Annotated in this window: 10 protein-coding genes; 2 read left to right on the top strand and 8 right to left on the bottom strand. The window is 68.3% G+C overall.

Annotated features, from left to right (window positions below; translation table 11 throughout):
* Positions 1–344 precede the first annotated feature (344 nt).
* Together H4W30_RS15130 and H4W30_RS15135 are read right to left on the bottom strand one after the other, a co-directional pair.
* The gene (locus H4W30_RS15130) at positions 345–3,617 is read right to left on the bottom strand and encodes a glycosyltransferase family 2 protein (RefSeq protein ID WP_225949341.1); all 3,273 of its coding nucleotides are present in this window, start codon (positions 3,615–3,617) and stop codon (positions 345–347) included.
* 133 nt (positions 3,618–3,750) lie between these two features.
* Positions 3,751–4,134 (bottom strand): WhiB family transcriptional regulator, encoded by a 384-nt coding sequence (locus H4W30_RS15135; RefSeq protein ID WP_007028952.1) that lies wholly within the window; start codon positions 4,132–4,134, stop codon positions 3,751–3,753.
* A gap of 156 nt (positions 4,135–4,290) precedes the next feature.
* On the opposite strand from H4W30_RS15135, the gene H4W30_RS15140 reads away from it, so the two are divergent.
* Positions 4,291–5,067 carry a site-2 protease family protein gene (locus H4W30_RS15140; RefSeq protein WP_192743400.1) on the top strand — a complete coding sequence of 259 codons (777 nt, stop codon included), beginning with the start codon at positions 4,291–4,293 and terminating at the stop codon, positions 5,065–5,067.
* Here H4W30_RS15140 and H4W30_RS15145 read toward each other — a convergent pair.
* The 3 genes from H4W30_RS15145 to mshB are packed head-to-tail and all read right to left on the bottom strand — an operon-like array spanning position 5,051 to position 7,093.
* Positions 5,051–5,857, bottom strand: a complete 807-nt coding sequence (locus H4W30_RS15145; protein ID WP_126737477.1) for a hypothetical protein — start codon at positions 5,855–5,857, stop codon at positions 5,051–5,053. The genes H4W30_RS15140 and H4W30_RS15145 overlap by 17 nt on opposite strands.
* A complete protein-coding gene (locus H4W30_RS15150; RefSeq protein ID WP_192743401.1) occupies positions 5,850–6,254 on the bottom strand; it encodes a hypothetical protein in 405 nt (134 codons plus the stop codon). The genes H4W30_RS15145 and H4W30_RS15150 overlap by 8 nt, the downstream gene beginning before the upstream one ends.
* A complete protein-coding gene (mshB, locus tag H4W30_RS15155; protein WP_192743402.1) occupies positions 6,251–7,093 on the bottom strand; it encodes an N-acetyl-1-D-myo-inositol-2-amino-2-deoxy-alpha-D-glucopyranoside deacetylase in 843 nt (280 codons plus the stop codon). The genes H4W30_RS15150 and mshB overlap by 4 nt, the downstream gene beginning before the upstream one ends.
* A gap of 197 nt (positions 7,094–7,290) precedes the next feature.
* Between mshB and H4W30_RS15160 the strand changes: the two genes are divergently transcribed.
* On the top strand, positions 7,291–9,069 hold the full coding sequence (locus H4W30_RS15160; protein ID WP_192743403.1) for an ABC transporter ATP-binding protein: 1,779 nt from the start codon (positions 7,291–7,293) through the stop codon (positions 9,067–9,069).
* A 189-nt stretch (positions 9,070–9,258) separates the two neighbouring features.
* Here the strand turns inward: H4W30_RS15160 and H4W30_RS15165 are convergent, their stop codons facing one another.
* The 3 genes from H4W30_RS15165 to H4W30_RS15175 all read right to left on the bottom strand — a co-directional run bounded on the left by H4W30_RS15165 (position 9,259) and on the right by H4W30_RS15175 (position 13,186).
* The gene (locus H4W30_RS15165) at positions 9,259–10,191 is read right to left on the bottom strand and encodes an ABC transporter permease (RefSeq protein WP_091598657.1); all 933 of its coding nucleotides are present in this window, start codon (positions 10,189–10,191) and stop codon (positions 9,259–9,261) included.
* The gene (locus H4W30_RS15170; protein ID WP_126737482.1) at positions 10,184–11,200 is read right to left on the bottom strand and encodes an ABC transporter permease; all 1,017 of its coding nucleotides are present in this window, start codon (positions 11,198–11,200) and stop codon (positions 10,184–10,186) included. Before H4W30_RS15170 ends, H4W30_RS15165 begins: the two co-directional genes overlap by 8 nt.
* Before the next feature lie 180 nt (positions 11,201–11,380).
* A complete protein-coding gene (locus H4W30_RS15175; RefSeq protein WP_192743404.1) occupies positions 11,381–13,186 on the bottom strand; it encodes an ABC transporter family substrate-binding protein in 1,806 nt (601 codons plus the stop codon).
* Positions 13,187–13,468 lie beyond the last annotated feature (282 nt).

Consider the following 13,468-nt stretch of genomic DNA (forward strand, 5'->3'; position numbering starts at 1 on the left):
CACCCCAGCCCCCGCCCTTCCCCGGGGGGCGTCCCCAGCCCAGTGTATCGCGGGACACCGATGGGACCTGCGAAAACGCCGCCGGAGCGCGGAGTTGTCCACAAGGGGAAGGGGCTGTGGACAACTCGGAACCGGGTTGCGCAGAGGGTTCCCAATGTCGCATTTGGGTCGCTCAGCGTCTCAAGTGCGACATTGGGAACGCGTGGCAAGCGAATCCCGACCTGGGCATCGGGGCCAGCGCACGGCGGAGGCACGAAGCGCTCGAAGCCGGCGAGCGGCTGTCCTGAAGGGCACCTTCGGGACGTTCAGCGTCTCGAAGGTGCCCTTCAGGACCGCCCGGCCGCTCAAGAAGCCGCAGATCGCCTCCGCGTGGGAACAGCCGTCAGCAGCGTGAACAAAACCGCCGCCACCTGTGCCAGCAGCAACAGGTTCCGCGTCGTCCCCTGATGCTCCACCACGACCTCCGAAGGCGTGGGCGGAACCGAAACCGCCACCTGATGCCCCCACGCCCGCACGATCGGCACCGCCTTGCCGTCCACGCTCGCCTGCCAGCCCGCCTCGAACTCCGCGGCCAGCACGAGCAGCCGCCCGGTCGGTCCTTCCGAGACGCGCACCCGCACGTCCGGCAGCCCGGCCTGCACCGGCGCCACCCCGGGTGACGCCCCCGGCGCGCCCTTGCCGGTCACGGCCGCCTGTGCCAGTTCCGGCGAGATCAACGCCACCTGCCCGCCGGCCGGCAGCAAGCGCAGCACCGGACGCCCGTCCGAGGTCGGCTCCGCCAAAACCACCAGATCAGGCGCGAGTTCGACGAAGGCACCACCGTCGGCGCCGCTCGGCAGCACGACATACGAGACCCCCGACGCCAAAGCAGCCGCGAAGGCCTGCTTGACGGCGTCCGGCGAGCCTTGCAGCAGATCCCGGCGCCACGAGGCGAGCCGATCGGCGCTGCCCGGCGTCGGCGCGAACTCGTCGTCGCCGAAACTCGGCAACCGCCCACCGGTCTGCCGGGCAACGTCACCGATCACCAGCACCGAGCGGCCAGTCGAAGCCAGTTCCGCCGAAATCTCCGGAGCCAGCGAGGGACGCGCACCCGCCCGCAGAGGCCCTTCCCGCCCGGCGACGACCGCACCGGTCGCCAGCGCCAGCAGCACGAGCACCCCGGCCACGGCCGTGACCTTCGCCAGCCAAGGCGCCGGGTCGACCCCGGACCCGCCCCGCTGCCAGGTCGCCAGCACCGTCCACAGCAGTCCGGCGCTGATCACCAGCAGCGGCACCCCGGCGTATCCGGTCGCGTGCGCGCCGCCCGACATCGGCGTCACGGCCACGAACCGCACTGCCCCGAGCCCGAGCACGCCCAGCACGACGACCGCGACACCGCCGGCGGCGCCCTTCGACGGCCGGACCACCAGCGCGACGATCGCAGCCGCGACCAGCGCCACCCCGATCGGCCAGGCGCCGGGGCCGCCCGGGTCCAGCCCGGCGAGGTCGGCCCCGGACGCGGCCGTGGCGCCGCCACCGAGCCCGTGCAACAGCAGTTCCGGATGCCGCAGCAGCACACTCGGCCACGGCAGCAGCAACGCCAGCGGCAGGAACACCACGATGCCGACCGACGCGATCCGCCGCGCGAGCCCGGTCGGCGAGGGCAGTACCACGAATCCGATCAGCAACCCGACCAGCGCCAGCGCGTGCGCCAGCGGCGAGAAGGCGCCGATCAGCGCCAGCCCGATCGCGCTCAGCGCGGAAACGTGCAGCCAGCGCGAATCCGCGCGGACCAGCAGCCCGACGAGGCCCGCGATCACCAGCGGCAGGAGCAGATGCACGACGACGACGTCGAGCCGTCCCTGCGCGACCGAAGCGGTGGCCGCGGGAAGCACGCCGTACGCCGCCGCGGCGACGGCCCGAACCCAGCGGCGGACGCGAAGGTGCCGAGTGGCGGCGTACGCGCTCAGCGCGGCGAGCGGGATGTCACCGATCAGCAGGATCGCGACCAGCGCGGCGGGTCCGCCGATCGGGGCGAAGATCGCGCCGAGCGTGCCCAGCACCGGCAGCGTCGCGGGCGCGGGGCTCGCCGTCCCGCCCGCGATCGCGTGCCACGGCGCGAGATACGACGACCAGATCTCGCCGAGCCCGCCGACCGGCAGCAGTTTCCCGCCGAAGAGGTCCAGCCCCAGCCGGGACCCGTTGATCACCAACGCGAGGGCCGTCAACACGACGAGCATGAGTACCGGCGGGGCGAACACGGTCGCGCCCAGCACGCGTTTCCGGTCCACCTCGACGAACACGAGTTCCGGTTCCGGCCGCCGTCCGCCGTCCCGCGGCACCGGCGACGGTTTCGGCCCGGCCTCCGCGGGTTTCTCCGGCACCGCGACCGCGACGACCCCGCTCGGCCGCCGCAGGCCAGTCCCCCGCGAGCCGACACCGCGCATCGCCCCCGCCGGCAGCGCGCCGGGACCGACCGGACGGTCCTGCCCGGCCTTCACCGCCTCCGGCGGGATCCAGGCACCTTCCTGATCGACGCTCTCCGGCACCGTCCCGAGCGCGAAATCCCGTTCCACACCACGCCGGACGAGACCGACGACACCGGCGCGCACCGCGTTGCGCACCCGCGTCATCCGGCCGGTGAACAGCCCGCCCACCCGGCCCGGCCTGCCGGTCTTCCGGCGTTCGGCGCGGGCCGCGCGCAGTCCGCCGCGGCCGCGCAGCAGGTACCAGGCGGCCGCGAGTTCCGCACCCGCCTCGCCGGTGCGCCGCAGCATCAGGAACGCGAGCGCCCGCAGCATCGCGAACACCGGAATTCGAAAAAGTCCGAACCAAAAGGACAGTGGGGAGCAGTTGACGAGGAACACCCGCAGCCCGTGCGCGCGGTTCGCCGTCGCGAGGGGAAGACCGAGGGCGTCCGGTTCGCGCTGTCCGGTGCTGAGCGCGCGAGCGTGCCGGAGCCGGGCCGCCGGCACCGAGAGCACGCGGCCGCCCGCCGCGTTGGCGCGCCAGCCGAAGTCGAGATCCTCGCGCAGCAACGGAAATCGCGGATCGTAGCCGCCGAGTTCGTGCCAGACTTCCCGCCGCACCAGCGATCCCGCGCTCGGCACGGCGAGCACGGCGGTGTCATCCTCGTCCGGTGAGATCTGCTGCCGGTGGCCGATGGCATCGGTCGACAACCCGGCTTCGACGATGAGCCGCGGGTCGCTCCAGTCGACCGCGAGCGGACCGAGCACCGATGCCTCGGGCTCGTTTTCCGCCGCTGCCAACAGGTTTTCGAGACAGTCGGGTTCCGGGGCGCAGTCGTCGTGCAGCAGCCAGAGCCAGCCACCGGGATCACCCCAGCGTTCGACAGCGTGCTCGACGGCCGCGCCGACGGCGGCACCGAAGCCGACATCACGGGAAAGTGTGAGAATTCCGTCCAAGACCGGCGCCTCGCCGACGGACGCCGCGTCGGCGAGGATCTTCGCCGTCCCGTCGGTGGATCCGGTGTCGACCGCGAGGACGTGCCGCGGCCGGACTCCGCTGCGCCGCAGCGCGGAAAGCGCCAGTGGCAACCAGTTCTCGCCGTCGTGACAGACCACAATGGCCAGAACGGGAACCGTGCGCAACACAGGTGACGCGGCGGTGCGTGACAACGGGCACTCCAGATGTGGCGGCGAAGTCGAGTGCCGCCACCCTACGACGCGACCCTGTCACCCGTTGGTGGCCCCACTATGTGGAAGCGGGCGTAAGCGATCTCCGGCACGCACAGGCCGCCGGAGATCGCCGTCACACGGCTCGCTTTTTCAGTTTCCTACGCTCGCGTTCGGAGAGCCCGCCCCAAATACCGAACCGCTCGTCATGCGCGAGGGCGTACTCGAGGCACTCGTCCTTGACCTCGCAACCGAGGCAGATCCGCTTGGCTTCACGGGTGGAGCCGCCCTTCTCGGGGAAGAACGCCTCCGGGTCCGTCTGCGCGCAGAGGGCCCGTTCCTGCCAGTCCTGCTCTTCCGCGGAGGCGTCGTCGAAAAGCTCGGTGAGATCGCCCAGTTGCTGCTCCGGGACCTCACCCCAACCCACGACTTGCCCCCATTCCCTTCCATCTGCTTCCAACCGCACGTCCGCCTCCTCGCTGTCCACGCACTCCCCAGGCTGGCGGTGTTGAAACACCATCCGCCGCCCCCTTCCAGCGACGAATGACATCACTGTGATTACACCCGTGTAGTGCGGTCAGGTCAAGCGGAGTAGCGAGTTCGGGGGATACCCGCGCGCGGAAGCGCAAGGGGACACGCCGAGAACTTCACATCGGGCATACGGAAGACTGGAGGGGTGCAGAGATCAGCAGCGCGGCCCAGCCCGATCTTCCTCGGCATCCTCGCGGTCACCGTCCTGGGCGGTGTACTGGCGGCTTTCGGTGATGCGACCACGATTTCCAGCCAGAAGTACGACCCGCTCATCATCACCGGCGTCGTCCTGCTCGTCGCCGGTGGCTGGGTCGCGTCACTGACGCTGCACGAGTTCGGGCACGCGATGGTGGCGTTCCGCGGCGGCGACCACAGCGTCGCCCACAAGGGTTACCTCTCCATGGACGTCCGGAAATACACGGATCCCGCACTGTCCATCATCCTGCCGTTGGTATTCCTCTTCATCGGCGGCATCCCGCTGCCGGGTGGCGCGGTGTGGATCGAACACGGGCGCCTGCGGTCACGCGGCGTCCAGTCTTGGGTGTCGCTCGCCGGCCCGTTGAGCAACCTCGGCGTCGGTGTCCTGCTGACCCTCGTCGTCGCGCTCGTGCCGATGTCGTCCGGTCTCGTGATCGGGCTTTCGTTCCTGGCACTGCTTCAGATCGTCACGTTCATCCTGAACATCCTGCCGATCCCCGGCCTCGACGGCTGGGGCGCGATCGAGCCCTACCTTTCGCCCGGCGCGCGGGAGTTCGGCGCGAAAGCCCGGCCCTGGGCGCCGATCGTGCTGTTCGCCGTGCTGTTCCTCGTACCCGGAGCCAGCTCGTTGCTGTGGCAGGGATCCTTCGCGGTCTTCGACACCATCGGCGGGTTCAAGCTCGCGGCGATGTATGGACAAGACGCGTTCATGTTCTGGAAGTGAGCTCTCCCTCGGGGTGCTCGGTGAACCACTCGTGCGCCCGCTTCCAGACGCGTTTGAGGCCGGAGCGCTCGCCGAGGTAGTCGCCCGCCATGCCGACGACCGGCAGCTTCCCGAGCGCGCGGTGGAAAAGACGGCCGCGGGGCCGTTTCTCCAGTTCGTCGACGATGCCCAGCAGACCCCGGCCCAGGCGCCACAGCGTGCCGGCGGCGGCCTTCAGGGTGATCTTGCCGTGCTTCTTCTTCGCGTCGTCGAGTTCTTCGGTGAGCTTCGCCGCTTCGTCGTCTTCGGCGGCTTTGTCGTGATCGGCGTGTTTGCCCGCCGCGAGGACCGGATCGATGTCGCGTTCGAAAAGGACCCATGCGATCAGCCGGACGCGGGAGCCGACGTCGGTCACGCCGTACTCCCCCGCGATCGCGCACAGCAACACGCCTTGTGCCGCCGAACCGAGCGCGTCCTGCACGGGGAGCCGGTCGGCCAGCGCGCCGCCGAGACCGGGGATCGCGGTGATCAGCGCGGTGAACCGGCCCACCCGGTTCACCCACCAGTCGGTCCGCTGGTAGTTCGACATCTCGGCCCACGCCGCGGTGCCGGGCACCTTGACCGAGGTGATCCCGTTGAGCAGCTTGTCCTTCAGCCCGGGCTCGACGCCGTCGAGATCCTCGTGGCGGCGTCCTCGTGCCTGCAGGCCGAACGGGTCCGCGTCACGCAGCGCGTCGACCATCGGCCCGCAGCCGCGGACGAACGGCCGCAGCACCGCCACGACCTGGCGGTCCGAAATCGCTTCACCCACTGCCAGCTCCCTTCGCCCTGCCGAGACCGCCGCCCAGCGCCAGTGCCCCCGGCAGCGCCCCGCCGCCGATCAGCAGCAAGGCCCGCCAGTCCTGTATCAGCACCAGATCACCACCGGGGCCGGTCGCGCCCATTCCCAGTACGACTAGTACCCAGACGAGCAGCGGAATCACCGAAAAGGAGGGCCGCACCACTTTTGCGGTCGTCCGCACCAGCAGCGGGGTGGTGATCACCGCGAGCACCACGGTCACCGGCAGGGGCGCGTCGCCGGCCTTCGGCAGCACGATCCCGTCGAGGCGGAGCGGCAGGAAGAACAGTTCGAGCAGGCCGAGCAGGAACGCGTCGAAGGTCAGCAGGGCCAGCAGCAGACGCTGCCGCGACGTGAGCGGCGGGTTCACCTCGCGAGGCCCCCGAACAGATCGGCCGCGGCGCCTTCCGCCGGTCCGTGGGCGAGCACGAAGTACTCGTTCGGGGTGATCGGCTGCGCGATGTCGTTGCTCAGCGCGAAGTGATCCGCGAGATGCGGCGGAGCGGGCACGCTGACCTGGGTCTCGTGCGCCCGCAGCGCGGCCGCCTTCGCCGGGATGTGCGCGCCGACGTCGAGGACGGTCGTGATGGTCTCGTCCGGCGTCACCGGGAGTTCGCCGTCTTCCGGGACCCGGAACGGGGAGCGTCCGCGCAGCGCGGCGAGGCCCGCCGCGACGGCGTCGCGGGAAGAGACGGTGTGGAAGACCCGCTCGACCGACGCGGCCTTCGGGGCCGCGGCCATCGTGACCTCGTGCGCGCGGATGTGGTCGGGGTGCCCGTAACCCCCGAAGGCGTCATACGTGACGACGACCTGGGGCCGGACCTCGTCGAGGATCTCGGCGAGCTGAGCCGCCTGTTCGCCGAGGTCGCCGCCGGAGAACGCGCGCGGATGGGCCGCGGACGGCGTCCCGGCCATGCCCGAGTCGCGCCAGCGGCCGATGCCGCCGAGGTACCGGTGCCGCGTGACACCCAGCGCCGCGCAGGCCGACGCCAGCTCGCCCGCGCGGTAGCCGCCGAGCTGGTCCGAAGCCCACGAGCCGAGACCGTCGAGGGACGGCGGGATGATCTCGCCTTCCTCACCGAGAGTGCACGTGACGACGGTCACCTCGGCGCCTTCGGCCGCGTAACGCGCGATGGTTCCACCGGTGGTGATGCTCTCGTCGTCCGGATGGGCGTGCACGAGGAGCAATTTGGGCAGATCGGAGATCACGGCTTGAAGACTAATTCGAACACGGCGCGCTTTCCTTTATAGGGTGTCGGGAACGGAAACCCCGAGCACCGACCTTAGTCGGGCGACTCTCGGTTATCCTCGCGCACGTCCGAGGCACTCTTTACCGCCGAGGACGCGTTGACACCGTCACGGCCGATGCGCCGCGACTGATAAGTACCCCCACGAAGGGCATCTTGGTGAGCACTGAAGCAGCATCGTCGGACCTCGGCGGCGTGTCGGGTTCGGTTCTGTCCATCTCCGACCTGAGCGTCTCGTTCCCGACCGACGAAGGCGTGGTCGACGCCGTCAAGGGCATCGGTTTCGACGTCAAGCCGGGTGAGATCGTCGCGGTGGTCGGCGAGTCCGGTTCCGGCAAGTCGGTGACCTCGATGTCGGTGCTCGGGCTGCTCCCGAAGACGAGCCGGATCGCGGGCGAGCTCCGCCTCGGCGACCGCAACCTCGCCGACCTCAAGGAGAAGGACCTCCAGAAGATCCGCGGCAACCAGGTCGCGATGATCTTCCAGGAGCCGATGACCGCGCTGAACCCGGTCTACACCGTCGGCTGGCAGCTGCGCGAGGCGCTCCGCTCGCACCAGGACATCTCGAAGGAAGCCGCCGACAAGCGCGCCATCGAGCTGCTGGAGATGGTCGGCATCCCGAACCCGCCGCTGCGCTTCAAGCAGTACCCGCACCAGCTCTCCGGCGGTCTGCGGCAGCGCGTCGTCATCGCGATGGCGATCTCGTGCGACCCTAAGGTCATCATCGCTGACGAGCCGACCACGGCGCTCGACGTCACCGTGCAGGCGGAGATCCTCGGCCTGCTGCGCAAGCTGCGCGACACCCTCAACACCGCGATCGTGCTGATCACGCACGACATGGGCGTCGTCGCCGACCTCGCCGACCGTGTGGTCGTGATGTACCAGGGCAACATCGTCGAAGAGGCGCCGGTGCGCGACCTGTTCGCGTCGCCCTCGCAGGAGTACACCCGCAAGCTGCTCGCCGCCGTCCCCGTGCTTGGTCAGCGTCCGGAAGGCCGCCGCCTGCTCGAAGAGGGCATCTCGGCCGACAGCGACGAGGCCACGAAGATCGCCGAGGAGATCCGCCTCGAGGACTCCGAGCTCGCCGCGGTGATCGAGGAGAACGCGCCCGCGCTCGAGATCAAGAACCTCGTGCTGGAGTACCCCGGCCGTCGCGGCCAGGCGAAGAACCGCGCGGTGGACGACGTCTCGCTGAGCATCGCCAAGGGCGAGATCGTCGGACTGGTCGGCGAATCCGGCTCCGGCAAGTCGACCGTCGGCCGCTGCGCGATCCGCCTGCTGACCCCGACCGCGGGCACCGTGTCGATCGCGGGCAAGGACATCACGAACATGTCGAACAAGGACCTGCGCCCGCTGCGCCGGTACTTCTCGATCGTGTTCCAGGACCCGGCGTCCACACTGGACCCGAAGATGACCATCGGCGAATCGATCGCCGAGCCGATGGTGCTGCACAAGTTCCTGCAGGGCAAGGCCCTGAACGAGCGCGTGGCGTCCCTTTTGGACAAGGTCGAGCTCGGCGGCCACTACCGCAACCGGTACCCGCACGAGCTGTCCGGCGGCCAGCGCCAGCGCGTCGCCATCGCGCGGGCGCTCTCGCTGGACCCGGCGCTGCTGATCGCGGACGAGCCGACGTCGGCGCTGGACGTGTCGGTGCAGGCGCGGGTGCTGGACCTGTTCCTGGACCTGCAGCGCTCGCTGCAGTTCGCCTGCCTGTTCATCAGCCACGACCTCGCCGTCGTCGACCTGCTGGCCGACCGCGTCGCGGTGATGCAGCACGGCAAGCTGGTCGAGGTCGGCACGCGTGACCAGGTGCTGCACTCGCCGCGCGAGGACTACACCCGTCGTCTGCTGTCGGCCGCCCCGGTCGCGGACCCGGTGCTGCAGGCCGAGCGGCGTGCGGCCTGGGAGGCGGGCAAGCTGGCCCCGGTGGCCGACTGACCCTCGGAAGTACACGAAGGCCCCCTTCGCCGCGCTGGACGCGGTGAAGGGGGCCTTTGTGTATCTGGACGACACTCGCGTGTCTGGAGGCGTATCACGCGAGTTACGCCTCCAGGTCTTGAAGCGCGTGAAGGCCCCCTTCCCTCGGCTGAGCCGAGGGAAGGGGGCCTTCACGCGTTGAAGAGGGCCTTACGCCTTCTGACGGCGCTGACGCGGGTCGAAAGCGTCCCGCAGACCGTCACCGATGAAGTTGATCGTCAGCGAGATCAGCACCAGCACGACGAACGGGCCGAAGAACAGCGCCGGCCGCGCCTGCAGCTGCGCGTAGTTCTCGAGGATGACTCGGCCGAGCGAAGTGTCCGGCAGCTGCACCCCGAGCCCGATGAACGACAGTGCCGCCTCGATCAGCACGGCCTGCGCGATCGCGAGGGTCGCGTTGACCGTGATGAGGCCGACCATGTTCGGCACCAGGTGCTTGAACACGATGTGGAACGTCCCGGCGCCGGACGCGCGGGCGGCGTCCACGAACTCGCGCTGGGACAGCGACATCGACTCGGCCCTGGCGATACGGGCGATCGGCATCCAGCCGAAGGCCGCCAGCACCATCGCGACGATGTACCAGGTACCGCCGCCGAACACCTTGGCCAGGATGGCGGCCGCGGCGATCTGCGGGACGATCAGGAACAGGTCCGTCACGCGGGAGATCGCCGAGTCGGTGAAGCCGCGGAGATACCCCGCCATGGCACCGAAGACGGTGCCGATGGTGGTGGCGACGAGCGACACGATGAGCGCGATCAGCAGCGAGTACTGGGTGCCGCGCAGGATCTGCGACACCATCTCCTTGCCGACCTGCGTCGTGCCGAGCGGGTACTCCGCGCTGGGCTTGGCGAAGGACGGGAAGGAGCTGTCCTCGTAGCTGTACGGCCAGAAGATCGGCATGATCAGCACGGTCAGCACGAGCAGCAGCAGGACCGCCGTGCAGATCATCGCCAGCTTGTGCCGGAGGAACTTGCGCAGGACCAGCTTGCCCTGGCTCTGCGGCTCGGGCAGCGCCTCCGCCGGGAGCGCGCCGTCGGCGGGCTTGGAACCTTCCGCCGCGATAAGGGAGTTCAAGTCAGCCAACGCGAATCCTCGGGTCCAGGATGCCGTACATCAGGTCGGCGATCAGGTTGGCGACGATGATGCTGCTGGCGATGAGCACCAGCCACCCCATCATCACCTGTGTGTCGCTCTTGGTCACGGCTTCGACGAGCAGCTTGCCCATGCCATTCCAGTTGAACACCGTCTCGGTGATGATCGCGCCCGAGAGCACGGCACCGAAGTTGACGGAGAACAGCGTGGTCACCGGGATGAGCGCGTTCCGGAAGGCGTGGCGGAAGATGACCCGGCCGTTGGCGAGTCCCTTGGCACGCGCGGTCCGCACGTAGTCCGCGTTCAGCGTCTCCAGCATCGAAGCGCGCTGGAACCGGCTGTAGGCGGCGAAGCTGATCGCCATGATGGACAGCGTCGGCAGCAGGTACGCGCCGACATAACTGGCGAGGAAACCGCCCGGGCCGTCGAAATTCAATGATTCCGGGCTCGTGGTGCGGATCCACGGGTTACCGAGCACATCGGACAGTCCCAGGTCCCGGACCCAGCCGTTGAACTCGATGGCGTACCGCTTGAGCACGATGGCGACACAGAAGATCGGCATCGAGAACAGCAGGAAGGCCAGCGTGGTGGCGATGTAGTCGAGGATCGAGTACTGCTTGACCGCCGCGACCACACCGACGAGGACGCCGAGGACGAGCGCGAGGATCTCGGCGCCGACGACGAGCTTCAAGGTGACCTCGAACGCGTCCATGACCTTCGGGAACACCGGGGCCTGCGCGTTGCCCTGTGCGATGGAAACGCCCCAGTCGCCGGTGACGAAGTTGCCGAGCCAAGTGAAGTACCGGGGCACGATGCTCTGGTCGAGGCCGAGCTGCGAGGCCATCTGCGCGATGGCTTCCTTGCTCATGGCCGGGTTGCTCTTCATCTCGGCGAGCGGGTCACCGGTGCCGGCGACCATGACGAAACACAGGAAGGTCCCGACCAGGAGGACGGGAATCGATATCGCCAGACGGCGAAGAATGTAGATCACCAGGTTCAACGAACTGCTCCTCATCCGGGCCTGGCCGCCGAAGTGCTGGACCGCTGCCCGGTTGTCCACCGTAGTGGCGGTAACCCTACGGTCAACAGCTACTTCCGGCGGGTACGGGGCCCGGCTTTTGGCCGGACCCCGTACCACCAGGATCGCGTAAGCGAGTGGTGAAAAAGCGGGGCGGAGGCCCTACTTCTTCTGCTCCCACTCACCGACGTTCCACAGGACACCGTTGTACGACTGCATGTAAGTGCGGTCGATGCCCTTGAACGCCCACATGGACGGGGTCTGGAACAGCGGCAGCGTCGCGTACTCGTCCGCGATCGCCTGGTCGGCCTTCTGGTAGTTCTCCAGCTGGACGGCCTCGTCGGTGGCCTTCACGGCCGCCTCGAAGGACGAGTCGATCGTCGGGTTCGACAGGCCCTGGTAGTTCTGGCTGCTGTCGTCGACCCGGGTGATGTAGATCGACTTCTGCTCGGCCTTGAACGGAGCGGCGGACCAGCCGAAGAGCGCGGCGTCGTAGTCGCTGGCCGCGAGACGGCCACCCTTCAGGAAGTTGGCGTCCTGGTCGTCCGTGATCTCGATACCGGCGGCCTTGGCCTGCGAGATGATGATCTCGACGGTCTGCTGACGGCGGGTGTTCTGGTTGTGCGAGATCTTGAACGACGCGCGCTGGCCGTTCTTGGCGAAGATGCCGTCGCCACCCTTGACCCAGCCGGCGTCGGTCAGCGTCTTGGCCGCGGCCTCGGCGCCCAGACCGGCCTTGCTGCTGTACAGGTCCTTGAAGCCCTGCTCGCCCGGCATGAACACGATGCTGTTCAGCGGGGTCGCGTCGGCCTGGACCTCCTTCAGCAGCTTGTCGGTGATCTCCTGGCGGTTGACGACCTCGAAGAACGCCTTGCGCAGGTCCTTGTCCTTGAACATGCGCTTGTAGTTGAGGTCGATGTGCTCGAAGGTCAGCTGCGAGGCCGAACCGTAGGTGATGCCCTGGGCGGCGAGGCCCTTCATGGTGTTCGCCGCGGTGGCGTCCGGCTGGGTCGAAGCGGCGACGTCGATCTCACCGTTCTGCAGCGCGGTCGCCATGGCCTTGGTGTCCTCCATCGCCTTCACGACGATCTTGGAGGGGCCACCCTTGCCACCGATCCAGTTCGGGTTCTTCTCGAGCGTGACAGCCTTCTGGTTGGCGTCGAACGCGGTGATCTTGTACGGACCCGAAGCCGGCATGTTCTCGGCCTTGAAGCCCTTGAACCCGTTGGTCCAGAAGTCACCGGCCTTCGCCAGCTGGGCCGCGTCGCTGGTCGGGGTCAGCTTGGTGATGTCGGCGACGCCCGAGTTCTTCTCGACGATGTGCGCGGGCATGATCGCGGTCGAGTTGAACAGACCCTTGTAGTCCAGGTACGGCTCGGTGTACTTGGTCTCGAAGGTCAGGTCGTCCTTGCAGGTCGCCTGGTCGATCAGCTGGTAGCCGGTCGTCGAAGCGGCGAGGAAGGCCTGCTTGCCGTCGGAGGTCTTCGCCTTGCCGGAGTGCGCAAGCCACGACAGGTACATGTCGTCGCAGTCGAACGCCTCGTTGTCCGACCACTTGACGTTCGGCTTGATCTTGTAGACGACGGTCTGCGGCGCCTTGGAGGTGACCTCCCAGGAGTCGAACACGTCGTTGTTCAGCAGCACCTTGTTGTTGCCGTCGAGCACATCGGCACCGGCGAGCACGGCGGTCAGGATGTAGGTGTTGTACGACGTGTTGGTGTCGGGCGTGTCGTTGTTGTAGCCCGAGTACCCGTCGTCGATACCCACCGTGACGGTGCCTTCGTACCCCGGGGTGTCCGCGAGCTTGAAGTTTTCGCCGTTCTGCGCCTTGCCGGTCGCCATGCTCTTGATGTCGGTCGACGACCCGTTGGGGTCGGTACTGCCGCTGTCGCCACCGCTGCATGCGCTCAGCACAAGCGCGGAGGCCGCGACCAGCGACCAGGCGGAGACTGCCTTGGACTTCCTCATGAAGTGTGCCCTCCTAGCACTGGGTTCCTGAGATCGGAACAGGACCCCACACCGCTCCGGTGAGATGGCCCGGAGCCTATGACACGCCAAGCAACACTCATTTGGCGCACTGCCGGTGCACGCTAGAAAGGAAATGCACGAACAGTCACCAGTTCCGGGGCGATCGTGACCAAAGGGTAACTTGCGGCTGACATCAGGAAATACAGTGGTTACCTTGAGGAATCAGTCCGCCACTCGAACGTGCCGGGAAAGGTCACCCGCCAGGGTCCGTTCCGGACTCGA

It is taken from the genome of Amycolatopsis roodepoortensis (assembly GCF_014873915.1).
GTDB classification, from domain to species: Bacteria; Actinomycetota; Actinomycetes; order Mycobacteriales; family Pseudonocardiaceae; genus Amycolatopsis; species Amycolatopsis roodepoortensis.